Source organism: Streptomyces lydicus (assembly GCF_001729485.1).
In the GTDB taxonomy this organism is placed as follows: Bacteria; Actinomycetota; Actinomycetes; order Streptomycetales; family Streptomycetaceae; genus Streptomyces; species Streptomyces lydicus_D.
The window spans coordinates 5,961,845-5,983,885 of the sequence record NZ_CP017157.1 but is presented as its reverse complement, the minus strand read 5'-3'; the positions used below and the strand labels follow the sequence as shown (position 1 = coordinate 5,983,885).

The window sequence follows — 22,041 nt, the reverse complement described above, 5'->3', positions numbered from 1 at the left end:
GACCCGCCTGCCCGGAACCGGGCACGGGCCGCGGCCCGGCGCTGTCGGTGCCGGGTGCGAGAATCATCGACAGCACCACAGCTCGCGATGATCGACGATCAGGGAGACGCACCATGGCATCCGCCGTCCCAGCCTCGATGGACCGGCCGCACTTCATCGGCATCGGTGGAGCCGGCATGTCGGGCATCGCCAAGATCCTCGCGCAGCGCGGTGCCCGGGTGGCGGGCAGCGACGCCAAGGACTCCGCGACCGCCGAGGCCCTGCGCGCCCTGGGCGCCACGGTCCACATCGGCCACGCCGCCGAGCACCTCGCCGCCGACGCCACCAGCGTCGTGGTCTCCTCCGCGATCCGCCCGGACAACCCGGAGCTGGCCGCCGCCCAGGAGCGCGGCATCCCGGTCGTGCACCGCTCCGACGCCCTCGCCTCCCTCATGGACGGCCTGCGGCCCATCGCGGTGGCGGGCACCCACGGCAAGACGACCACGACGTCCATGCTCGCCGTCTCCCTCGGCGCCCTCGGCCTCAAGCCGTCGTACGCCATCGGCGGTGACCTCGACGCACCGGGCTCCAACGCCGAGCACGGCGACGGCGACATCTTCGTCGCCGAGGCCGACGAGAGCGACCGCAGCTTCCACAAGTACGCCCCCGAGGTCGCGATCATCCTCAACGTGGAGCTGGACCACCACGCCAACTACGCCTCGATGGACGAGATCTACGAGTCCTTCGAGACCTTCGTCGGCCGCGTCCGTCCCGGCGGCACCCTGGTCATCTCCGCCGACCACCCCGGCGCCCGCGAGCTGACCGAGCGGATCTCCGGCCGCCACGACATCGAGGTCGTCACCTACGGCGAGGCCAAGGACGCCGACGTGCGCATCCTCAAGGTCAACCCCCGCGGCCTGACCAGCGATGTCACGGTCACGCTCACCAGCGGCAAGATCCTCACCTTCACGGTCTCCGTCCCCGGCCGGCACTACGCGAGCAATGCCGTCGCCGCCCTGGCCGCCGGCGTCGCCCTGGACCTGCCGCCGCACAACCTCGCCTCCGCGCTCGGCAAGTACACCGGCGTCAAGCGCCGCCTCCAGCTCAAGGGCGAGGCGGCCGGCGTCCAGGTCATCGACTCCTACGCCCACCACCCCACGGAGATGACCGCCGACCTGGAGGCCATCCGCGGCGCCGCGGAGGACGCCCGGGTGCTGGTCGTCTTCCAGCCGCACCTGTTCTCCCGCACCCAGGAGCTGGGCGCGGAGATGGGCCAGGCGCTCGCCCTCGCCGACGCCTCCGTGGTCCTGGACATCTATCCGGCCCGTGAGGACCCGATCCCGGGCGTCACCAGCGAGCTGATCATCGACGCGGCGCGCGCCGCCGGCGCCACCGTCACGGCCGTGAGCGACCAGGCCCGCATCCCGGACGTGATCGCCGGAATGGCCGGACCCGGTGACCTTGTTCTCACCATGGGCGCGGGCGATGTGACCGACCTCGGCCCCGCCATCCTGACCCGCCTGGGCAGCTGAGCTGAGGAGGCACCCCAGATGCCGTACGAGATCGACAAGCCCGACGAGCAGTGGCGCACCGAGCTGACCCCGGCCGAGTACCGCGTACTCCGCCAGGCCGGCACCGAGCCCGCGTTCGTCGGCGAGTACACCAACACCAAGACCACCGGCGTCTACTCCTGCCGCGCCTGCGGTGCCGAACTCTTCCGCTCGGACACCAAGTTCGAGAGCCACTGCGGCTGGCCGTCCTTCTACGACCCCAAGGACAGCGACGCGGTCGAACTCATCGAGGACCGCTCCCACGGAATGGTCCGCACCGAGGTCCGCTGCGCCCGCTGCGGCTCGCACCTCGGCCACGTCTTCGAGGGCGAGGGCTACCCGACCCCGACGGACCAGCGGTACTGCATCAACTCGATCTCGCTGCGGCTGACCCCCAACGAGTGACCGTCCCCGCTTGGGGGGCAGGCCGTAGGCCGGCGCGTTCAGCAGCGTCTGGGGATTGTTTGACCCCGGGGGCTGCCGAACGGCCCGGAGGCGTTGTCATCGGTGAGGCTGTCCCCGCAGGGCGGGGAGTGACGTGCGCTGCTCGGTGACGAGCAGTGCGCGACGGGACCCTCCCCGTGCGCGCGGGGCAAACCGATTCGGCGGACGCGCTCGCGGCAATCGGCGGGCGCTTTGGCGGGGTGCGCTCCGTTCGGTCCCGGAGAAGCAGAGCTTCACCGATGGGGTACCTGGTGCAGAAGTGCTTCCACCGGTGGCCACTCTCACCACGAACGCTCCTGCTCTGCATCAACAGACTGGATCATTGAGGCTCACCCGGACTGGTGCGCAGGCACCATGAAGGGCAGGCCGCACTCATCAGCTGTCACGGGAAAGCCCGCGAGGGGTGTTCACGAGGGACTCGTGGACTGTGATCGCGCGCCGGGCCAGACGTCGGGTGATGGCTGGCAACGTGGGGGCCGACTGCTCTATCTCCTGTCACGCCGATGACATGGTGGCGATGTCCGCGTCGCGTAGCTGTTCGCCATTGATCTTCGCGCGCTCCACCCGACGGCGAAGGGATGCGTACCGCGCAGCAGCGTCACGATGGTCGACGAGTTGCTGACGGCCGTCGCAGGGGGTGCGGCTGTTGAGCTTTGCCCTGGCGGCTGATCAGGTCCTGGAAGACGCCAATGGTGCACTGGGTACGAGAACTCTCCGAGTGCCTCTTCCTCAGGTTGACCCCGTGTTGGATCGCAGTCACCGGACCACCCAGACGCCTGTCGTGGTTCCCTAACTCGTGTGGGTCAGCTGACGGCTTGGTACCCGGCGAAGCTTTCGGAGGCACTGATCACTGATCCGGCACCTGTGCTGCTGAGGTCGAGGAAGGCGCGGAGCCTTCCGGAGTTGGGAGTGGTGGCCCACAGGTCAAGTTTGCCGTTGTTGTTGGCGTCGGGAGCTGCGGTGAAGGTGGGGACGGTGGCGGTGGAGAAGTTGGGGCCGATGGGAGTGCGGTGGGAGAGACTGATGCCGTAGTCGCCGTCTTCCTTGGTGGCGTTGAAGACGTACAGTCCGCCGGCGTCGGCACGGTCATAGCGGGCGACCAGGTCGGGTGTCCCATCGGCGTTCCAGTCTCCGGCCGCGGCGAGGGTGATTTCGCTGATCTTTGATGCGCCTTCGGTCAGGGGGTCGTTGGGGCCGCCGAGGAGGACGGGGTCGGCGTCGGTGTCGAGGCGGTAGTCGGGGCCGCCGTAGTAGAGCCAGACGTAGGTGCCGTCGTTGATGACCAGGTCGGGGTAACCGGGGGTATCAGGTGTGCCGTCGCCGTTGCGGTCGAGGGGCCGTCGACGCACGGCGTATCCAACGTTGCGTTTTGCGGAGCTGGCGACTCCAGTGCGGGAAATCTTCCGAATGCGGCCTGGACGCAGGTGTCGAAGACGTGCTGATGCGGCAGGGTGGTCCGGCGCATGATCGTGGCCGGGCCACCCTGAGTGGGTGCGCGGACAGGAAAGAGAGACAGGAAATGAAGCGTCAAGAGGAAGTAGTGATGCTACGAAGGAAGTCCCAGCGCATCCTGCAGTGGTTCTTCTCCATGCTCCTCCTTGCTCTGGCGGCTCTCGTCGTTAAGAAAATGGGCTTTGGCGGACCGAATAAAGCACAAGTCGGCCTTACTGCCTCCTTTGCGACCATATTTTTGGTGCAGAGGATTTCCCGAGCTCGCGTGCTTATCTCTTATGGCGAGGTGTGTGTCATCAATGCGATATTTAAATACAATGTGGCGCTTGGTGTCGTGGCTCAAGTTGTAATTGATAATCGAGGGAATTTGAAGCTAAAAGTGGCAGGTGGTGAGGAGATTTACGCTGCGGCCTACAGTGGCTCACTCATAGACCATTACGTAGGTAGTTCCGACAGGGCAGCTCAAGCGATCCGTCAGCATGCGAAAAAGCAAACGACAGCGCCGCACGACTCCGTGGTCCGGAGAAGGCTTGCAGTTTCTTGGCTGTCGGAGATTTGGTTGGTCGCAGCAGCGATCTGTGCGATATGGACTGCGCTGGGTAATGCGGTTGGTTGAGCGGCAACTGCTGCCAGTTGTGAGGCGTGTACGGATCTCGAACCCTTCCGCTACCAGCATCGCGACCTGCTTCAGTGCCTGCACACTGCCGCGACTACCTCTCCGAGGAGGGGCGGATCGTAGCCGGCTGAGCCACCGATATCAAGGAAACGCCGGGATTGGGAAACCTGTGCATGTCGAATCTGGTCGTCACTGATTTATTGCTGCGGTGGAAGCGTTGGGGTGCGGAAATTCGCCAGGAGCGCCTACCGCGGGGTGCGGGAACCACGGGGCGCAGGCTTGGAACCGGCGGGACGTTGTGTGAATCCGCGAACCGTGCAGGCTGGCTACGTTTCTGGGAAGCACGCGACCCGAATGCGGTGGAACTTGTGCACGACAATTCACACGGGATGGTGCGCACGGAGGTCCGCTGCGCGAAGTACGGCTCGCACCTCGGCCACGTCTTCGAGGGCGAGGGCTACCCGACGCCCACCGACCAGCGGTACTGCATCAACTCGATCTCGCTGCGGCTGACCCCCGAGGCGGATCAGCCCCGCTAGCGCGGGGAGGACACCTTGCCGCTATCGGCCCGGGTATTGCCGACCGCACTGCTCCCGTTCGCGCCTGCGGGTCGCGAACGGGAGCAGTAATCGGCCGGGGTGAGTCGCTCAGGAATTCTGCAGGGCACGGAACGAGTCGAACCAGACGGTGGTCCGTCCGACCTTTCCGTTTTCCTCCCTGACAGTGCGGTTCGCGTACAGGGGGTTGAGGATCCACGGCTTTTTGTGAGCGCCCCAGCCCGTCTGCATGGATTCGATCTGCACCACTCCGTAGGTGGCCACCGCGAGCTTCCCGGTCTCCCGGAACATCTGCATCTGCTGGGTCAGGTAGTCCTTGTGGGACGCGAACCACGGGCTCATCGCGAGGAAGTCGTCCCACCTGGCCTGGGGGAAGGGCTTCTCGAACGCGTTGCCGATCACCTGCCATACGCGGGTGTTCGGGGGCACCTTGTACTTCTCGGCGTAGGCCGCCGGGATCTTGTCGCCCATGTGCTTCTCCCAGTACTGCACCAGGGAGAACTCTGTGGCAAGGAACTTCTTGCCCTTGTCCAGGCGGGACACGACGTACTGGACGTACTTGCCGGCCGCCTGCAGGGAGTCGACGTGCGGATGGATATCGAGGCCCTCGATCTCCGGCTTCCTGTTGACGAAGTCGACCCACCGCTCGGTGGCCTTCGTGCGCCCTTCCTTCTCGTCGAGGCGATTGAGGGCCCCCATGTACAGGCGGGTCCGGCAACCCTGCGGGAAGTTCTTCCCGCGGTAGGCGATGACGTGTTCGGCGACGTACTCGTAGAAGACATTGAGACGCGCATCGCGCTCGTCCTTCATGGTTTCGAGGAAGGGCTCGTTGCCGATGGTGAGGATGTCCAGCTTCCCCATGACGGCGTGCAGTACCCGGTCAACGCGCTTCAGCAGCGCTCCCATCTCCTTGCTGCCCACCTTGGGAAGCGACTGCCCGAGAGTCAGGAAGGGGAACTTCAGCGAGAGGATCGTCCTGAAGCCGTCCCCGCTCGCGTCGAGCAGCCTGGCGATGGACCGCTGCTGGGCCGGGGAGTGCGTGTCGAGGTAGTCCGTCATCGGGACGAAGCCGCGCACCCACTTCGCCGAAAGGGCCCTCACCTCGTCGAAGTTCATGTCGGAGGGATCCTCGTTGAAGTTCACCCCGAGTGCGCCGTTCGGCGCCTCGCCCGTGGGTGCGCCGCCGTCCTTCGCGTTCGACTGCAGACTCTCCCCGGCCGACTGCTTACCCCCCGTAGGACCGCACGCCGCTGTGAGGAGGGCCGCACCGGACACTCCCAGCAGCCAGCGACGCGAGGTCGGCCTCGCGAGGGAGGATGCACCGGACGTGTCAGGTTGCGCGGACGACTCGTGCCGCATTGCTGTTCTCCGATTCTGGTGAAGTCGTGGCCGGCCGTCGTCCCCCACCGGCATCGTCCGTGGCGTGCCCACCGGGCGGAGGTCGCCGAACTCCCTTTGCCGACAGGCGGCTTCATCCTCCATGCGACGCCTCGGCGTCGGTCCCCTCCATGACAACGTAGTTCATCGGAGCGCCCGCACGGGCTCCGCCCCCTCTGCCGGAACAACATGCGGCCCCCCGGTGATACCGCCGTACCGAAGCCCGGCCAGTACCTCCCGCCCTCCGCCTGCGCGGAGAGCGGATCGTCTCCACCAGCAGCACGCACCTGGTGATTCGTACCGCAGCCGGCCGGCCGTCAGTCGATTGATGAGCAAGACCCGGGTCGGTCTCCGAGACGGTGTGCGAGGTGGAGCAGATCTGCCAGGTGCAGCATCCGTCCGCCGAATCCGGGGAGGGGGACATGGAGCGGCTGGGTCCAGTGGGCGGGGATCGCCCCCAGCCCGTAGCACGCCCCCGCGAGACCTCCGGGCACCGCGGCGACGGTGTCCGTGTCACCACCGAGGTCGATCGCCGCACGTATCGCGTCTTCGAAGCCGGTGGTGGTGCGCAGGGCCCAGACAGCGGAGCCCAGGCAGGGCCAGACGGCACCGTTGAACTCGGTCGCCTGATCGGGGTGCCAGTCGGGCGCGAGGACTGTCGCGTAGCGCCCGCGGTGGTCGGGATGGACGAGAGACAGGATGTCCGGAAGCGCAGTGAGGGGGTCGATGCCCTCCAGCGTGACGCGGATGAGTTCGTGGAAGATCGCGGTGCCTTCCCAGGCCGCGCGGTCGCCGTGGGTGAGGGCGGCGATGCGGCGGGCCGCGTCCATGGTGGCTTCTTGGCCGGCGGAAGCGAAGTGAACGGCGGAGGTCGATGCCCGCATCAAGGAGCCGTTTCCCGCTGCTCGTTGATTGACCTGGAAATGGATCGCGGCGGCGAGGTCCCAGAGCATGCCGTTGGTGAGGACGTCTTCGGTCTGCAAGCCGATGTCCTTGGGTTCCGATGCCGCCCACCGCTGGAAGCGGGCGAAGAGGTCCGGCAGATCCAGTCCGCCCCGCTCCAGCAGGGACTCCGCGACCAGGACCGCCATTTGCGTGTCGTCGGTGGCCTCGCCCGGGTCCCAACCGCCGCCTCCGCACATCTCACCACCGGCACCCGGCACGGGAAACCGCGCGGAGAACGCTCCCCGCGGGCCGAACTCGAACGGGCCGCCCAAGGCGTCACCCATGGTGGTGGGGATCAGCCTGGCGAGCATGCTGGTGGGGGTGCTGGGGACGGTCTTTCCGCAGAACTCCCGGGACCGGCTGCTGTGGTGGCGGGACCGGCGCCGCTATCAGGAGAAGGCACGCCAGCACCGGGGCCGCGCAGTCCCGGAGCCCGAAAGGCAGGGACCGTAGAGCAGCCCGCTGCGCAGCGACGTGCGCCCGAGGGGCCGGACGGGTCGTCCGGCCCCTCGGGCGCGTACGGCGATGCCGCAATTCAGCTGACGTCAGTGCCAACTCTTGCAAGAGTTGACCACGTTGTGCCCTACGAACCTCGCGACCTGGACACCGATGAAATTGATCCCACGATCGGAAGTCGCATCCACGTAGGTGTTCCAGTACGGCCAGGTGCCTTGGCCACCGCTAGCTGTATGCCACGCCCAAGCCTTGTAGGCTCCGTTGCGCGCCTTCGTGAGGACTCGGACGCCTACGCTTTTTCCGTCGGCGAGGGTGTCCTTCACACTCAACTGGATCTTGACGCGGTTTTGCGGCGGGTGGAAGTTGTACACCCCGACGTAGCCGTTGGCTCCGGTTGTCTTGCAGCTGTGCATTTCAGAGGAAGCGTTCGCTGCAGCAGGCTGAAAGGCCGTTTTCGTTGCCGCTGGCGATGAAGGGGCGGTGCTGTCGGCGTGGGCCGTGCTTGCCAAGCCGCCCAGTACCAGCATGCCGGCGGCAGCGGCTGTGGCAGAGCGTCGGAAATGCAAGAGAATCCCCCAGGTCATGGATGGTGCTTCGGCTGACGGCGCGTCGGCTACCTGCCTCGTTCGCAGGCCGCCCGCGTCTTCAAAGGTCACGGGCCGCAGTTGATCGGCGTCCCACCTGGAGGATGCCGGTGCTGGGGACGGAAGTCGTTAGCACACAGTCGACAAGTTGCTTGGCTGTGCGGCGTCCATGGTGGGCGGGCGACGCGGCGCTGATCAAGTGCCGGGCGACGGCCAGCACTTGATCGCGGACAGTGCCTGCTCCCGGCCTACGTGGCCCGTCTCTGCGGCCGCCCAGGCCACCGGTGTCGCCGAACGCCCGTGGCTCGGCCTTGCCCGTTCGCGTGCGGCATGTTTGCAGGACGTGAGTGAGGCGTTTCCAGAACGTCAGTGGCTCCGGGGAAGGTGGTGTTCATAGCGCGGGAACGACCGAAGAAGGGTCCCGCACGGAAGCAGGGGGAACCTGATCATGCGTACTTCTCGGATTCGTACCGTCACTCTGGCTGCTGTCACCGCTGCGCTGGCGTTGGGTCTGACTGCTTGCGGTGGCGCGGACGGTGGTTCGAACGCGAAGGCGGCGGGTGGGGGCAGCGCCGCCGGCAGCGGTCAGAGCGGGTCCGCGTCGGATGAGGGGGGCAAGGGCGGGGCGGAGCAGGCCAGTGGTGGCGGTGACGCCAAGGAGGGTGCGCGTTCGACGGCGGCCTCGGGCGGGACGGGGGAGGCCGCGGGTAAGGGCACCACGGCCGGGGCGGGGCAGTGCCGTGGCGATGAGATGCTGCTCACCGCGGTGCACCGGTTCGCCGGGCAGCAGGGCGACCACCTGCTGGTCACCGCGTCGAACAAGGGCAGCACGCCGTGCTGGGTCACCTCGTACCCGGCCGTGAAGCTCGGCGACGCCGGCGCCGTACTGCCGCACTCGAAGAAGGACAACCCCGGTGGCAGCAAGCGCCTCACGCTCCAGCCCGGCGGCAAGGTGTACAGCGCGGTGAACCTCTTCGACTACGGCTCGAAGCACCACACGGCGCAGTCGTTCGCCCTCGCGCTGCGCGGCACGAACGGTCAGAGCGGCCCCTCCTACTCCGTCGCCCTCCAGGGCGCGAAGCCGCAGTTCAGCTGGAACGAGGCCGACGTGCTGAACTGGAACACCGAGAAGCCGTACAACTTCTGACGAGACATCGGTTAGTGGCGCGTCGTTCCGGGCGCGCCGCACCGCGCGTGCCCGCGCGCCCTCGCCGTGGAGCCGGCCGTGCCGGAGGAGTACGGACGCCGACCGGAACCGTGAGTTCCCCGTGACAGCGGGTATCACGGGAAGGAAGGCATACCGATGGGGGCGGGGGTTGGCCGTGTCGCCGTACATGAGGATCGCGCTGATCGTGGTGGCCGTGGCGGCGATCGCCTCGACGCCATTGCTCTGGCTTGTGAACGGCCCGGACGCGGGCCAGTTGACCGGTGCCGCCATCCAGTCCGCGACCGGCGTCGGCGCGCTCGTCTGGGCGCTCCTCCAACGGGCGGGCACGTCCGCGGCGGGGCCCGTGGACACCGCGGTGGAAACGGGACGGGCCGAGGCGACCGGGGGAGGCACGGCCCGGACCGGAGTCCGGCGGGCCAGGAGAACCGGGGCGGGGGCGGCGACGGCGAAGCGCACCGGGGAAGCGACCGCCTCGGGCGAGGGCAGCACGGCCGTCAGCGGCGTGGACTACGGCTGACTGCCGGCAGCATCCGTGAACGCCCCGGTGACAGGCCGGACGGACCCCGGCCACCGGGCGGACGCCGCACGCTCGGCGGCCTCCGTGCAGGTCGCCGACACGGGGAACGTGCAGGCGTCCGGCCATGCGATCGCCAACAGCGGGATCATCCACGAACTGACCGTGATCCGGCACGAGTACCCCGCCGCCGGCCCGCCGGCTGGTCCGGACCCTTCCCGCCACCAGGGCGGCGGACGCCTCGGCAGGCCGATCGGCGCATGGGACCCACACGATCTCGAGGTACACCCGGCCCCGGACCCGGCGGGTCATCCGGGCACGGGGCGGGGGGACCTGCCCACGTATGTGACCCGTCGTCACGACCGGACGCTCGCCCGGCTGGTCACGGCCGCGGCGGACGGCGAGAGCGGCTTCGCGGTCCTTGTCGGCGGCCCCTCGACGGGCAAGACCAGAGCTTGCTGGGAAGCGGTACAGCCCCTGGCGGCCCGCGGCTGGCACCTGTGGCACCCCTCCGATCACACGCAGCCGCGGACCACTCTGGAGGAACTGGAACGGGTAGGCCCGCGGACCGTCGTGTGGCTCAACGAGGCACAGCACTCGCTGGGCGCCGCGGGTGCCGTCGGGGGCCGGATCGCCCAGGCCGTGCACGCGCTGCTGACCGACCCGCGACGCGGCCCCGTCCTGGTGCTCGGGACGTTGTGGCCCGAGTACGTCGCCGCCTGCACGGTCCTGCCGCGGCCCGGGATGCCGGACCCGTACTCCCGGCTGCGCGAGCTGCTCACGGGGCGCACCGTCGCGGTGCCCTCGGCGTTCGATGCTGCCGCGCTGAAGGAGCTGCGCGACCGGGCGGCGGCCGGTGACGGGCGGCTCGCGCACGCCGCCACGCACGCAGTCGGCGGGCGAGTGACCCAGATCCTGGCCGGTGCCCCCGAGCTCGTACGGAGGTATGAACAGGCACCGCCCGGGGCCCGTGCGGTACTGGACGCGGCGGTGGACGCCCGGCGTCTCGGCGCCGGGCTGCATCTGCGCGCGGATTTCCTCCGGGTCGCCGCGTTCGACTATCTCGGTGACGACGATGCCGCTGACCTGGGCGAGGCATGGTTCGACGAGGCGCTGCGCCACCTCACCGCGCCGGTGTTCGGCGGCCTTGCGCCCTTCCGACGGGTGCGGCGTCGACCGGAGGAGCCCCCGGCGGGCGACGCCGCTTTCCGGCTGGCCGACTATCTGGAGTACCACGGCTCGCGCCTCAGGGCCCGTGCGTGCCCGCCCGAGTCGTTCTGGAACGCCGTCGCAGGGCTCGTGGACCCGGCCGAGGTCGCCCGGGTCGCCGACTCCGCCCGCAGGCGGCTCCGGTTCGGCGTCGCCGACCGGCTGTACGGCGTGGCCCTGGACGGCGGGTACGAGGGGGCGCGGCTGTTCCGGGCCCAGCTTCGGGAACTGGCGGGCGACAGCACCGGAGCGGACCGCCTGGCCGGTGCGGACCTGGACCGGGGCGACCTCCGGACGCTGCACCTGGTCGCCGGGATGCGCCGGGCGTCGGGCGACTGGTCGGGGGCCGAGCGCCTCTACCGTGCGGCCGTCGACCACGGCGACGTCAGCGCCCTGCGCCCGTTGGCCGTGCTGCGCAGAAGCGCGGGCGACGAGGAGGAGACCGCGCGTCTCTACTGGCAGGCCGTGCAGGGCGGGGAACACGACGCCAACGTCCTGCTCGACGCCTCACCGCCCCCGCACTGGCGCCGGTGGGCGCCGCGGGAGGCTCTGTCCCCCCTCGACGAGGCCGACGACCATCAGTCGATCCTGCAAGGAGTCACCCCGCACTGGATCGAGACGAAGGACCGGGCCGATCCGGAGGTGGCGGAGCGGCTGTGCCGGATCGCCGCTGATCACGGCACTCCGTCCGCCCTGCTCGAACTGGCGCGTCTCCGGCGGGGGGCCGGCGACACCGAGCGGGCCCGGCGCCTGTGCCAAGAGGCGGCCGACCACGGCTGTGGTCCGGCGTACAAGCTCCTGGCGGAGCTGGCGGAGGAGAACGGCGACCATGACGACGCTGCCCGGATCACCGCGCGGTTCGCCGCCGATCAGAGGGGCGTGACCCTGCGCTGGTACGTCGAGTCGGCGGCGAAGCGGGGCGACTGGACGAGGGCCGAGCGCCTCGCCCGGGTCGAACTGCGGCACGGCAGCACGCTCGGCCTGCGCCTGCTGGCCCGCCTGCGCGAGCCCCATGCCCCTGCCGAGGCCGAGCGGCTCGCCCGGGAGGCGGCCGGTCTCGGCGATGCCCAAGCGTTGCGGACCCTGGCCGTGGCCCGCGACGCGGGAAACCCGGACGGGGCCGCCCAGTTGGCGCGGGAGGCCGCCGACCGGGGTGATCCCTACGCGCTGCGCACCCTGGCCAAGGCGCGCGACGCACGGGACCCGGACGGGGCCGCCCAACTGGCGCGGGAGGCCGCCGACCGCGGGGACACGAGCGCGTTCGGTCTGCTGGCGCTGGCCCGCGAGGCGGCCGGGGACCCGGTGCGGGCGGAGCGGCTGGCGCTGGAGGCCGTCGACTGCGGCGACGATGTGGTTCCGCGCGTGCTGGCAAGGACGCGGGCCCGTGCCGCGGCGCAGGAGCCGCGCCCGGGTCGCCCGCCTTCGCTCCTGGAGCGCGTGCTGCGGGCAGGGCTCGGGCCGGACGGGTCACTGCCTCCGGGGTGACCGAAGCGGGCCCGGGGCGATCCCTCACCGGTGGCCGTGAGAGCTTCGCCCGCGGCTGGTGACACGGTTCCTTTCCGCCTGTTGATCGGGTGGCGTCTGCGGCTCGTCGCCGGGAGTCGACGGCCGGGCCCCTTCGGAGACCGTGGCCCGCTAGAAGTCGTAGCAGACGTAGGCGCCTTCGGAGCCGCGGGCGATCCGTGCCGCGCCCCAGCAGTGGAGCATCGGCCCGACGCGGTACAGGACGGTGCCACCCGCCAGCAGGACGAGAACGGCGAGCACGGCGGTCACGGTCCGCATGGCCGCCATCCGCCGTACGAGCCGCCACGCCCCGGCGACCGCAAGCGTCCCCAGCCCCAGCAGGACGACCGCCATCGGGGCGGTGTTGTTCTGGATCCCGGGGAAATGGTCCGGGTGCGTGGCGGTTCGGACGGCGGCGAAGGCGAAGAAGAACAGCAGCAGCCCCAGCAGCAACAGTGCGACGGAGCCGGCTCCACGGCCGACGGCCCGGCCCCGGCTCCGCGGGCCTCCGGGCGCCCCGGCGGCGTCCGCGCGGACGAGCCGCCGGTCGAGGACCGCCCGCAGCCGGTCCACCTCCTTCGGGTCCGCCACGGCCCGCTTGGGCAGGACGAGGAAGCCGACGGCGGACCTGTCGGCGCTGAGCAGCACGAACAGCTCCGGGGTCTCGACGTAGCGGGGGTAGAGGTGCCAGTCGATGGCGGCCGAGCTGTGTGCGGTGGTGAGCCGGACCCCGGTGTCGTCGACCGTCCCGCGGATGTCCCCCTGCCGTTCGGCGAGCCGGTGGAGGTGGCGCGCCTGCAACCACGGCGTCGCGGTCATGAGGGCGGCGACGGCCACCACCCCCGCGTACAGCGGCCAGGGGGTGTCGCGGTGGCCGGATCCGGCCGTCGACAGCAGGGCGCCGACGAGCGTGACCGCCACCGTCCAGACCAGCGCCCGGCCCCGAAGGCGGCCCGCACCGGTGCTCCTCGCGCGTGCCCGCAGCGCGGACGCCAGTTCGCCGACGGTCGGCAGGTAGGCCAGCTCCACCGGTCTCTCGGCGATGGCGTCCGTTTCCCGGCCCTCGGCCATGTCCCCTCCCCGGTTCGGTGATCAACCGGATCGTAGAGGCATTTTCAGCCACTCCGGTGACCCGGGTGCTCGGAGTCCCGGCAGACACCGGAGGGGCGGTGGCGAGGTACCGCGTCGTCCCGAGGGTGACGCGGTGGTCAGGACGGGTGGGCGGGGTCCTTCATGATCCAGGCGCCGCCCGGGCAGTCTTCCGGCAGGGGCGGGAAGCGGTGGCCCTTGACATCGGTACTGGTGCTCCACCGGTGGGCTTCGCCGCAGTCGCACTCGTAGATGCCGCTCTGCGGCACCACCTCACCGGGCCGGTACGTCGCGTGGTTTTCGCTCATGTCTCCTGTCTACGGCCCACGCCGTCCTCGCGCGATCGGGCGCCCGAAGCCAGGCTGCCGTCGGGGTCGTTTGCGTGTCCGCCGCGCTGTCGCGCCGCGGGGGCCCGTTCAAAGCCCCCGCGGCCGTCGCGGTCCGTGCCGGCTCACGCCTTCACCACGATCCCGGTCACCACCAGCCCTTCGCCGATCAGCCAGCCGCCGGTGAACTCCGTGAGTTCTTCGCCGTTGACGACGGGGCCCGGTACGAGCAGCCGGGCCGTGAAGGTCGCGTCGGTGGGGTCGAGGGTGAGCAGGGCGTCCTCGAAGCCCAGCCAGCGCCGGGTGAGCGGGTACCACGCCTTGTAGACGGACTCCTTGGCGCTGAAGATCAGCCGGTCCCAGCTGACCTCGGGCTGCAGCGCCGCCAGACCGCGCAGCTGCGCACGCTCCTCGGGCAGCGTGACGAGGTCGACCACGCCGGGGTCGGCCACCGGCTCGTTCGGCTCCGCGTCCAGGCCCACCGTCAGCACGTCCCGGCGGCGGGCCACCGCGGCGGCGCGGTAGCCCGCGCAGTGGGTCATCGCGCCGACCACGCCGTCCGGCCACTGCGGCGCCCGGTCGCTGCCCGGGAGCAGCGGTGCCGGGGCGAAGCCCAGCCGGGACAGCGCGCTGCGGGCGCAGCCGCGTACGGTGCCGAACTCCAACTGGCGCTTGGGAACCGCGTTGGCCACCAGCGCGCGTTCCTCGGGGAACATCTCCGACAGCGGGGCGTCGCGGAACGCCTCGGCGGTCACCACGGGCGCCGGCAACAACTTGTCGATCATGCGAGGGTCCCCGAGGCACCGGAGGGCACGGTGGCCGGGGCGGGCAGGACCCGCACCGGACGGCCCGGCGCCGAGGTGCGCCGCTGCCACTCCCGCGGATAGCCGAGCGACACCTCCTGATGGGGAACGCCGTCGCAGATCAGCAGCCGGGGGATGTGCAGATGGCCGTAGACCACGGTGGCGGCCCGGAACCGCCGCGGCCAGTCGGCGGTCGCCTCGGTACCGCACCACAGCGCGAATTCCGGGTACCACAGCGGCTGGGTGGGCTCGCGCACAATCGGCCAGTGGTTGATCAGCACGGTCGGCAGGTCCGGTGGCAGGGCGGCGAGCCGGGCCTCGGTGGCGGCGACCCGCGCCCGGCACCACGCCTCCCGCGTCGGATAGGGGTCCGGGTGCAGATGGAACTCGTCGGTGCACACCACCCCGGCCTGCTCGGCGTGCGCGAGCGCCGCCTCCTTGGTCGTCAGGCCGGGCTGGCGGAAGGTGTAGTCGTAGAGCAGGAACAGCGGGGCGATGACCGCGGGGCCGCCGTCGCCGTTCCAGACCGGGTAGGGGTCCTCGGGCGTCAGGACGCCCAACTCCCGGCAGATGCGCACCAGATGGTCGTAGCGCGCCACGCCGCGCAGCTGCACCGGGTCGTCGGCGGGCGTCCACAGCTCGTGGTTGCCCGGTACCCACACCACTTGGGCGAACCGGCTGCTCAGCAGGGAGAGCGCCCAGCGGATGTCGGAGACGTACTCGCCGACGTCGCCGGCGACCAGCAGCCAGTCGTCGTCGGACTCCGGCGTTAACGCCTCGACGATCTCGCGGTTCTCCTTGTAACGGACGTGCAGGTCGCTGACGGCCACCAGGGTGCCGCGCCCGCCGGACGCGGCACCGGGGGCGGGGGCGACGGGCGCGGGGCCGGCGCCGCCGGGAGCGAGGGTGCGGATCTCGTAGGTCACGATCGAAGTAAAGACGCTGCGGGGGCGGGAGTGAAGGGCGGACGGCGGGAGAAGGTCCGTCCGTCACCGGCCTGGTCGTGTCGGCGGGGGTGGGGGAACTGGCCGGCCGCCGGTCCCGGCGGCCGCCGCGCCGCCGCGCCGGATGCGGGTCGCCAGCCACAGGTCGAACCGGTCGTCGGGGTCGTCGAGGCGGCGGCCGGTGAGGTCCATGGCCTTGTCCAGGCGGTTGCGTACGGTGTGCCGGTGCACGCCGAGCCGCCGGCTGGTGGCGTCCCAGGCACCGCCGGTCTCCAGCCAGGCGGCCAGCGTGGCGAGCAACTCCTCGCCGTTGTCGGCGAGATCGAGCGGACCGAGCACGGAGTCGGCGTAGCCGTGCAGCGTACGGCGGTCACCGAGGTCGAGCAGCAGCCGGCTGGCCTGGCTCTGCCGGGCCTCGGCGGGTTCGCCGGCCGACCGGCTGACGGCGAGCAGCCCGGCCGCCTGACGCAGTGACACCCGTACCGCCTCGGGCGCGGTGGCCGGGCCGATGCCGGCCGGGCGGTGCGGGGCGAAGCGGGCGAGCACGTCGCGGACGTCCAGGTCCTCGCCGACCACCGCCTCGATGATCCCGCCCGGCGCCCCGCCGTGGCCCGTGCCGGTGACCCGGACGAGGCCGCCGGGGATCGCCAGCGCCAGATCGGCGGCCATCTCCTGTGCGGCGGCCGCGGCGGCCTCACCGGCCGCGCCGTCCGCCGCTTCCCGGCGGTCCTCCGGCTCCACCACGACGCCGCGCACCCGCTCGGCCGTCAGCCCCACCGAGTGCAGCATGTCCCTGGCCCGGTCCGCGGCCGGATCCTCCGCGGCCAGCAGCTCCGACAGCAGCGCCGACCTGCGGCGACGCTCCGGCTCGTCGCGCAGGTGGCGGCGCTCCAGCTCCAGGGAGAGCAGCGAGACCAGTCCGGGGACGACCGAGCGGGCGGCGTCGTCCGGGCGGCCGGTGAGCAGCAGCAGCCCGCGCAGCCGCCGTGCGCCCAGCGGCTGGACCTCCAGCTGCTGCCCGCCGGCGGTGCTGGAGGCGCTGCCGCGCAGCCCGCGCGCGGCGACCCGTTCGATCAGGTCGCGGGCCCGCGGCGGCGGGGCGTGCTGCGCGTGGTCGCCGGTCGCCAGCAGCCGGCCCAGCGGATCGAGCACCGCCGCCCCCACCCCGGTGGCCGCCGTCCACTCCGCCAGCATCGGCCGCAGCCCGTCGCCGGCCGCCGCGGCGGTCAGCCGCCGCTGGGTGGCGAAGGCCCGGTGCAGCACCTCGCGCTGCTCGTCGGCCCGGGCGTCGAAGACGGCCTTGGTGACGGCGATGAACGGGACCTCGTCGGGCACCGTCAGCAGCGGCAGCCCCGCCTCCTCGGCCGCCGCCACCAGCGGCGCCGGCGCCTCCTGGTACGGCAGCCCCTGGCCCAGCCCGAGCGCCAGGCAGGCCGCCCCGCCCTCGGCCACGTCCCGGACGTACGCCCGGCAGGCGGCCGGCTCGCCCGGCAGCAGCAGACCGATGGTCATCAGCAGTTCCCCGCCCTGCAGCCACTTTCCCGGTACCGGCAGATCGGAGACGGTCGCCGCCTCGATCGTGCGGTCCAGCAGCTGCGGCGGCACGTCGTAGGTGACCGACAGCGCGAGGTCGGACCGGGCCAGCAGGTCGGAGATACGCAGGGGCATAGACATAGTGTCCATCACATATCTATGGAATGGACGATCGGGCGATCGAGTCCCGGCGGCCGTGCCCCTAGGTTCGCACCACCACGGAATCGCTGTATTGCGCAACTAATGTCTGCAGCGCCCCGCGGAGACCTGTCGCCACGCCCCGAGGAGCAGCCCATGGACCCCACGACGCCTGGGGAAGGCACGAGTAGTGAGGGGCGCGGGACCCGGATGATCGAGGTCCGCTCCATCGACTACGTCCCCGTCCGCGAGCGCCACGGGAAGGTGTGGCACCAGGGCCCGTTCTGGTTCACCGGGAACTTCGTGCTGACCACCATGGTCACCGGCTTCCTCGGCCCCGCCCTCGGCCTGAGCCTGCCCGCCTCCGTCGCGGCCGTCGTCCTCGGCGCGTGCTTCGGCACCTTCTTCATGGCCTTCCACGCCAACCAGGGCCCCCGGATGGGCCTGCCGCAGATGATCCAGTCGCGGGCCCAGTTCGGCATCCGCGGCGCGATCGTCCCCTTCGCCGCGGTGGTCTTCGTCTACGTCGGCTTCAACGTCTTCAACGTCGTGCTGGCCGCCCAGGGCCTGCGTACGGTCTTCCCCGGCGGCACCACCCTCTGGTACGTGCTGATCATCGGCGTCGCCATCGTGCTCGCCGTGGTCGGCCACGACCTGCTGCACCTGGTCCAGCGCTGGCTGACGTATGTGCTGATCGCGGTCTTCGGCGTGCTCACCGTCGGCGCGCTGGGCCGGCTCCACCCGCACGCCGCGGCGGGCGCCGCGCACGCCGCGCACGGCTCCTGGACGTCCTTCCTGGTGGTCTTCTCCGCCGCGGCCGGCTACCAGATCAGCTACGCCGTCTACGTGTCGGACTACTCCCGCTACCTGCCCCGCGACGTGTCCGCCCGCAAGGTCATCTGGTGGACGTACGCGGGCGCGGCGGGCTCGGCCGCCTGGCTGATGTCGCTGGGCGCGCTGCTCGCCTCGGCGCTGCCCCACCCGGACGCGATCACCGCCATCCGCCAGGTCGGCAACGCCCTGCTGCCCGGCTTCGGCACCTTCGCCGTGGTGGTCTCCTCCGTCGCGCTGATCGGCATCATGGCCGTCAACGCGTACGGCGCGATGCTCACCACCACCAGCGCGGTGGACGCCTTCCGCGCGGTCCGGCCGACCGTCCGGCCGCGCATCGCCGGCATCGTCGCCATCGGGGTGATCATCTTCGCGGTGGCCATGCTGCTCCCGGAGGACTACCTGGCGAGCTTCAACACCTTCGTGCTGATGATGCTGTACTTCCTCATCCCGTGGACCGCGGTCAACCTCGTCGACTTCTACTGCGTGCGGCGCGGCCACTACGCGGTGACCGCCATCTTCGACCCGCGCGGGATCTACGGCCGGTGGGCCTGGCGCGGCATCCTCGCCTACGCGGCCGGGTTCGTCGCGATGATCCCGTTCTTCGCGACGTCCTTCTACACCGGCCCGGTCACCGAGGCCCTGGGCGGCGCGGACCTGTCCTTCGTGCCGGGGCTGCTGGTCGGCGGCGGCCTGTACTACGTCCTCCACCGCAACCTCGACCTGGCCGCCGAGCAGGCCGCGGTGGCGGCCAGCGAACGGGAGTTGGAGGCCGGCGCGGACGCGGAGCGGGAGCCGACGGCCCCGGTCCGGTGACCGCCGCCCGGGGCCGGCCGGGTCAGGCGGTGTCGAGGCCGTCGACCAGGCGGTCGAGGAACCGGGTGAACAGGGCCTCGGGGGCCGGGGGGCGGCCGGGCGCGGAGAGCGCCTCGGCCAGCTCCGGGTGGTGGCCGTCGGCCGCGACGGCGGCGAGGTAGCGGGCCTCGGCCGCGGCCCGGCCGGGCGCGTCGGCGGCGGCCGCCTGCCGGATCTCGTAGCCGACGTGCGAGGCGACGAAGCCGGTGAGCAGGCTGAACACCTCCAGCTTCGCGGCGCCGTCCAGCCGGGTGGGCCGCAGGGCGGCGAGCGCGTGTTCCAGGAAGGCCAGCGTGTGCGGGCCGGGCGTGCGCCGGGTGGCCAGCGCGCCGGGCAGCCAGGTGTGACGGAGCATCAGGTCCCGCTGGAGGTGCGCGATGGCCTTCAGGTCGGTGCGCCAGTCGCCGGTACGGGGGGCCGGAGCCGGCAGTTCGCCGCTGACGTGGTCGACCATCAGCTCCAGCAGGGTCTCCTTGTCGGGGGCGTAGCTGTAGAGCGACATGACGCCGGCCCCGACCTCGGAGGCGACCCGCCGCATGGTGACCGCCTCCAATCCCTCCGCGTCCGCCAGGGCGACCGCCGCGGCGGTGATCGCCGCACGGCTGAAGGAGGGCTTGCGGCCCCTGCCGGACCGACTGGGGTTCAGCCAGAGCTGCTGGGGGTCGACGCCTGTGGCGCCGGCCCCGTGACCACCGGGCACGAGCGTTTCCCTTCCTCTCCCGGACCGCCGGGTGTTGCGGAGTCCATCCAAGCATCCACTATTCTCGTACGGCGTACGAAAAAGTGGAGGGGAAACGAACATGACACCGCACCCGCACGACGTCGCGCCGAAGCCCGAGCGGGCCGTCCCGCCCGGAAAGCCACCGCTGGCCTCCCGGATGATGCGGGCGACCTGGCGCGGCCTGCCCGCCGCGCGCTACGGCGCCGGCTGCGAACGGGGCCTGGAGGTCCCGGCCGCGGACGGCAGCCCGCTGCTCACCGACCACTACTTCCCGCGTGCGAAGGGCGACTTCCCCACCCTCCTCGTCCGCTCGCCCTACGGCCGGGGCCTGCCGTGGTCACCCATGTACGGCGTGCTCTTCGCCGAGCAGGGCTTCCACGTGGTCCTCCAGAGCTGCCGCGGCACCGGCGGCTCGGGCGGCCGGTTCGACCTGTGGCGCAACGAACCCGCCGACGGCCTGGCCACCGTGGCCTGGCTGCGCGAACAGCCCTGGTTCAGCGGCGCGCTGGGCACCATCGGCCCCAGCTACCTGGGCTATGTGCAGTGGGCGCTCGCCCTGGACCCGCCACCGGAGCTGAAGGCCATGGTCATCCAGGTCGGTCTGCACGATCCGCACGCCCTCTTCCACCAGGGCGGCACACTCCGCCTCGGCAACGCCCTCGCCGTCGGCGCCGGCATGACCTACCAGCACCAGGGCCTGGTCCCGTTCGTGCGGGCGACGCTGCGCCTCCAGTGCGGTCTGCGCCGGATCACCACCGCACGACCGCTGCGCGGCGCCCACACGTCGGCCCTCGGCGACGTGCCCTGGCTGGAGGAGGTGATGTCCCGCACGGACGCCGACGACCCGTACTGGCACGGTGCGTCCCTGGGCGCGGCGGCGGAACGGCAGACGGTGCCCACCGCCCTGGTGACCGGCTGGCACGACGCGCTGGCCGACCAGACCTTCGAGCAGTTCGCCCGCCTGGGCCGGGCCGGCTGCGACACGTCCCTGCTCGTCGGCCCCTGGACCCACACCTCCGCGTTCCAGCACGGCTGGCCCGACGTGTTCGCCGAGAGCCTCGCCTGGCTGCGCGCGCACCTGTGCGACGACCCCACCGGACTGCGTCCCACCCGCGTGCGGGTCCACATGGGCGGCGAAGACACCTGGCGGGACCTCGACGACTGGCCGCCCACCGGGCCCGCGACGACCTGGTTCCCCGCCGCCGACGGGACCCTCGGCCGGCAGGCCCCCGCGGATGCCGAGCCCCTGACGTCCTTCCGCTACGACCCCGCGGACCCCACTCCTTCCGTGGGCGGGCCCGTGCTCTCCCCGGACGCCGGGCCGCGCGACAACCGCACCCTGGAAGCACGCGAGGACGTCCGGACCTTCACCGGCGCGCCGCTGACCGAACCGGTCGAGATCCTGGGCCCGGTCTCCGCCCGCCTGCGGATCTCCACGGACACCGGGTACGCGGACGTCTTCGCCCGCCTCTGCGACGTCGACGCCGAGGGCCGTTCCACCAACGTCTGCGACGGGCTGACCCGACTGCGGACCACCGGGCGGACCCCCGTCGAGGTCACCGTCGCGATGAGCGCCACCGCACACCGCTTCGCCGCGGGGCACCGGATACGCCTCCAGGTCAGCGGCGGCGCCCATCCGCGCTACGCCCGCCATTCCGGCACCGGGGAGCCGACCGTCGATGCCACCGGCCTCGTGCCGACCCGCCTCATCCTGCACGGCGGCTCGACGCTGACACTGCCCCACGGGGCACAGGCGTTCCCGTCCGGATGAACTGAGGCACTTCGCTCCGTTATGGTCGAGAAGTGGGGGAGCGGCGCGCTGCTCCGCTTCCCGGCCCGACGGATCGGACGAAGGGACGTGAGCGCGCTATGCAGGCGGCGTTTCTGGTGGCCCCCGAGGGCACCGAACAGGTCGAGCTGACCCAGCCGTGGCAGGCGGTGACCAAGGCGAACGGCACCCCGAGGCTGATCTCCACCGCCGCGGGAAAGGTCCAGGCGTTCCACCACCTGGACAAGGCGGACACCTTTCCCGTCGATCTGACCGTGGACGAGGCCACCGAGGCGGACTTCGACGGACTGGTGCTGCCCGGCGGGGTGGCCAACCCGGACGCGCTGCGCCTGGACAGGAGGGCCGTCGCCCTCGTCCGGTCGTTCTTCGACGCCGGGAAGCCGGTGGCGGCCATCTGCCACGCGCCCTGGACCCTGATCGAGGCCGAGGTGGTACGCGGCCGCACACTGACCTCCTGGCCCAGCCTGCGGACCGACCTGCGCAACGCGGGCGCCACCTGGGTCGACGAACAGGTGAAGATCTGCACGGCCGGTCCGAACACCCTGATCACCAGCCGCAAACCGGCCGATCTGCACGCCTTCTGCGAGGCATTCCTCGCGGAGTTCTCGCACTAGATGAATGAGTCCGATGTTCCTGCTGGCCGCGACCATGGCGAAGG

Annotated in this window: 20 protein-coding genes and 1 pseudogene; 11 read left to right on the top strand and 10 right to left on the bottom strand. The window is 71.2% G+C overall.

Features of this window, described 5'->3' with window-relative positions; translation table 11 throughout:
- Positions 1 to 113: 113 nt before the first annotated feature.
- Positions 114 to 1,511, top strand: coding sequence for a UDP-N-acetylmuramate--L-alanine ligase (gene murC, locus SL103_RS26015; RefSeq protein WP_069571355.1), 1,398 nt, complete (start codon positions 114 to 116; stop codon positions 1,509 to 1,511).
- Positions 1,512 to 1,529: 18 nt separating this feature from the next.
- Positions 1,530 to 1,934 (top strand): peptide-methionine (R)-S-oxide reductase MsrB, encoded by a 405-nt coding sequence (gene msrB / locus SL103_RS26010; RefSeq protein WP_069571354.1) that lies wholly within the window; start codon positions 1,530 to 1,532, stop codon positions 1,932 to 1,934.
- A gap of 842 nt (positions 1,935 to 2,776) precedes the next feature.
- Here the strand turns inward: msrB and SL103_RS38055 are convergent.
- The gene (locus tag SL103_RS38055) at positions 2,777 to 3,322 is read right to left on the bottom strand and encodes a hypothetical protein (RefSeq protein WP_069571353.1); all 546 of its coding nucleotides are present in this window, start codon (positions 3,320 to 3,322) and stop codon (positions 2,777 to 2,779) included.
- Between the two features lie 170 nt (positions 3,323 to 3,492).
- Between SL103_RS38055 and SL103_RS38050 the strand changes: the two genes are divergently transcribed.
- Both SL103_RS38050 and SL103_RS26000 read left to right on the top strand, forming a co-directional pair.
- The gene (locus SL103_RS38050) at positions 3,493 to 4,041 is read left to right on the top strand and encodes a hypothetical protein (RefSeq protein ID WP_164492898.1); all 549 of its coding nucleotides are present in this window, start codon (positions 3,493 to 3,495) and stop codon (positions 4,039 to 4,041) included.
- A 269-nt stretch (positions 4,042 to 4,310) separates the two neighbouring features.
- Positions 4,311 to 4,580: pseudogene (locus SL103_RS26000) on the top strand (peptide-methionine (R)-S-oxide reductase); the annotation flags it as partial.
- A 108-nt stretch (positions 4,581 to 4,688) separates the two neighbouring features.
- Here the strand turns inward: SL103_RS26000 and SL103_RS25995 are convergent.
- Both SL103_RS25995 and SL103_RS25990 read right to left on the bottom strand, forming a co-directional pair.
- Positions 4,689 to 5,714: a hypothetical protein gene (locus SL103_RS25995; RefSeq protein ID WP_244304045.1), complete on the bottom strand. Its 1,026-nt coding sequence runs from the start codon at positions 5,712 to 5,714 to the stop codon at positions 4,689 to 4,691.
- A gap of 578 nt (positions 5,715 to 6,292) precedes the next feature.
- Positions 6,293 to 7,204, bottom strand: coding sequence for an ADP-ribosylglycohydrolase family protein (locus SL103_RS25990; RefSeq protein ID WP_244304044.1), 912 nt, complete (start codon positions 7,202 to 7,204; stop codon positions 6,293 to 6,295).
- Between SL103_RS25990 and SL103_RS38045 the strand changes: the two genes are divergently transcribed.
- Positions 7,203 to 7,373 (top strand): hypothetical protein, encoded by a 171-nt coding sequence (locus tag SL103_RS38045; protein WP_164492897.1) that lies wholly within the window; start codon positions 7,203 to 7,205, stop codon positions 7,371 to 7,373. The two genes, SL103_RS25990 and SL103_RS38045, sit on opposite strands and share 2 nt — an antisense overlap.
- 92 nt (positions 7,374 to 7,465) lie before the next feature.
- On the opposite strand, the gene SL103_RS38040 is transcribed toward SL103_RS38045, so the two are convergent.
- Positions 7,466 to 8,032 (bottom strand): hypothetical protein, encoded by a 567-nt coding sequence (locus tag SL103_RS38040; protein WP_164492896.1) that lies wholly within the window; start codon positions 8,030 to 8,032, stop codon positions 7,466 to 7,468.
- Positions 8,033 to 8,408: 376 nt separating this feature from the next.
- Between SL103_RS38040 and SL103_RS25985 the strand changes: the two genes are divergently transcribed.
- From SL103_RS25985 to SL103_RS39310, 3 genes are all read left to right on the top strand, one after another.
- A complete protein-coding gene (locus SL103_RS25985) occupies positions 8,409 to 9,107 on the top strand; it encodes a DUF4232 domain-containing protein (RefSeq protein WP_069571351.1) in 699 nt (232 codons plus the stop codon).
- A gap of 175 nt (positions 9,108 to 9,282) precedes the next feature.
- Positions 9,283 to 9,645, top strand: coding sequence for a hypothetical protein (locus tag SL103_RS25980; protein ID WP_244304043.1), 363 nt, complete (start codon positions 9,283 to 9,285; stop codon positions 9,643 to 9,645).
- Positions 9,646 to 9,672: 27 nt separating this feature from the next.
- The gene (locus tag SL103_RS39310; RefSeq protein ID WP_164492895.1) at positions 9,673 to 12,336 is read left to right on the top strand and encodes a tetratricopeptide repeat protein; all 2,664 of its coding nucleotides are present in this window, start codon (positions 9,673 to 9,675) and stop codon (positions 12,334 to 12,336) included.
- A gap of 150 nt (positions 12,337 to 12,486) precedes the next feature.
- Here SL103_RS39310 and SL103_RS25970 read toward each other — a convergent pair whose 3' ends face one another.
- From SL103_RS25970 to SL103_RS25950, 5 genes are all read right to left on the bottom strand, one after another.
- Positions 12,487 to 13,425 (bottom strand): YcxB family protein, encoded by a 939-nt coding sequence (locus SL103_RS25970; protein ID WP_069571349.1) that lies wholly within the window; start codon positions 13,423 to 13,425, stop codon positions 12,487 to 12,489.
- 137 nt (positions 13,426 to 13,562) lie between these two features.
- Positions 13,563 to 13,751: a hypothetical protein gene (locus SL103_RS25965; RefSeq protein WP_069571348.1), complete on the bottom strand. Its 189-nt coding sequence runs from the start codon at positions 13,749 to 13,751 to the stop codon at positions 13,563 to 13,565.
- Between the two features lie 143 nt (positions 13,752 to 13,894).
- A complete protein-coding gene (locus SL103_RS25960) occupies positions 13,895 to 14,554 on the bottom strand; it encodes a 4'-phosphopantetheinyl transferase family protein (RefSeq protein WP_069571347.1) in 660 nt (219 codons plus the stop codon).
- The gene (locus SL103_RS25955) at positions 14,551 to 15,498 is read right to left on the bottom strand and encodes a metallophosphoesterase family protein (protein WP_069571346.1); all 948 of its coding nucleotides are present in this window, start codon (positions 15,496 to 15,498) and stop codon (positions 14,551 to 14,553) included. The genes SL103_RS25960 and SL103_RS25955 overlap by 4 nt, the downstream gene beginning before the upstream one ends.
- 63 nt (positions 15,499 to 15,561) lie before the next feature.
- Entirely contained in the window at positions 15,562 to 17,184 is a 1,623-nt protein-coding gene (locus SL103_RS25950) for a PucR family transcriptional regulator (protein ID WP_069571345.1), read from the bottom strand.
- 213 nt (positions 17,185 to 17,397) lie between these two features.
- Between SL103_RS25950 and SL103_RS25945 the strand changes: the two genes are divergently transcribed.
- The gene (locus tag SL103_RS25945) at positions 17,398 to 18,834 is read left to right on the top strand and encodes a purine-cytosine permease family protein (protein WP_069571344.1); all 1,437 of its coding nucleotides are present in this window, start codon (positions 17,398 to 17,400) and stop codon (positions 18,832 to 18,834) included.
- A gap of 22 nt (positions 18,835 to 18,856) precedes the next feature.
- Here SL103_RS25945 and SL103_RS25940 read toward each other — a convergent pair whose 3' ends face one another.
- A complete protein-coding gene (locus SL103_RS25940) occupies positions 18,857 to 19,573 on the bottom strand; it encodes a TetR/AcrR family transcriptional regulator (protein WP_069571343.1) in 717 nt (238 codons plus the stop codon).
- Positions 19,574 to 19,673: 100 nt separating this feature from the next.
- Here SL103_RS25940 and SL103_RS25935 point away from each other — a divergent pair, with 100 nt between their 5' ends.
- Positions 19,674 to 21,365, top strand: coding sequence for a CocE/NonD family hydrolase (locus tag SL103_RS25935; RefSeq protein WP_069571342.1), 1,692 nt, complete (start codon positions 19,674 to 19,676; stop codon positions 21,363 to 21,365).
- A gap of 98 nt (positions 21,366 to 21,463) precedes the next feature.
- Positions 21,464 to 21,997 carry a type 1 glutamine amidotransferase domain-containing protein gene (locus tag SL103_RS25930; protein WP_069571341.1) on the top strand — a complete coding sequence of 178 codons (534 nt, stop codon included), beginning with the start codon at positions 21,464 to 21,466 and terminating at the stop codon, positions 21,995 to 21,997.
- Positions 21,998 to 22,041 lie beyond the last annotated feature (44 nt).

Coding starts and splice junctions, on each gene's coding strand:
- SL103_RS25930 (WP_069571341.1), top strand. CDS start 21,464: ATGCAGGCGGCGTTTCTGGTGGCCCCCGAGGGCACCGAACAGGTCGAG.
- SL103_RS25945 (WP_069571344.1), top strand. CDS start 17,398: ATGATCGAGGTCCGCTCCATCGACTACGTCCCCGTCCGCGAGCGCCAC.
- SL103_RS25935 (WP_069571342.1), top strand. CDS start 19,674: ATGACACCGCACCCGCACGACGTCGCGCCGAAGCCCGAGCGGGCCGTC.
- SL103_RS25970 (WP_069571349.1), bottom strand. CDS start 13,425: ATGGCCGAGGGCCGGGAAACGGACGCCATCGCCGAGAGACCGGTGGAG.
- SL103_RS25995 (WP_244304045.1), bottom strand. CDS start 5,714: ATGAACTTCGACGAGGTGAGGGCCCTTTCGGCGAAGTGGGTGCGCGGC.
- msrB (WP_069571354.1), top strand. CDS start 1,530: ATGCCGTACGAGATCGACAAGCCCGACGAGCAGTGGCGCACCGAGCTG.
- SL103_RS25965 (WP_069571348.1), bottom strand. CDS start 13,751: ATGAGCGAAAACCACGCGACGTACCGGCCCGGTGAGGTGGTGCCGCAG.
- murC (WP_069571355.1), top strand. CDS start 114: ATGGCATCCGCCGTCCCAGCCTCGATGGACCGGCCGCACTTCATCGGC.
- SL103_RS38045 (WP_164492897.1), top strand. CDS start 7,203: ATGGTGGTGGGGATCAGCCTGGCGAGCATGCTGGTGGGGGTGCTGGGG.
- SL103_RS25960 (WP_069571347.1), bottom strand. CDS start 14,554: ATGATCGACAAGTTGTTGCCGGCGCCCGTGGTGACCGCCGAGGCGTTC.
- SL103_RS25985 (WP_069571351.1), top strand. CDS start 8,409: ATGCGTACTTCTCGGATTCGTACCGTCACTCTGGCTGCTGTCACCGCT.
- SL103_RS38050 (WP_164492898.1), top strand. CDS start 3,493: ATGAAGCGTCAAGAGGAAGTAGTGATGCTACGAAGGAAGTCCCAGCGC.
- SL103_RS25950 (WP_069571345.1), bottom strand. CDS start 17,184: ATGCCCCTGCGTATCTCCGACCTGCTGGCCCGGTCCGACCTCGCGCTG.
- SL103_RS25990 (WP_244304044.1), bottom strand. CDS start 7,204: ATGGGTGACGCCTTGGGCGGCCCGTTCGAGTTCGGCCCGCGGGGAGCG.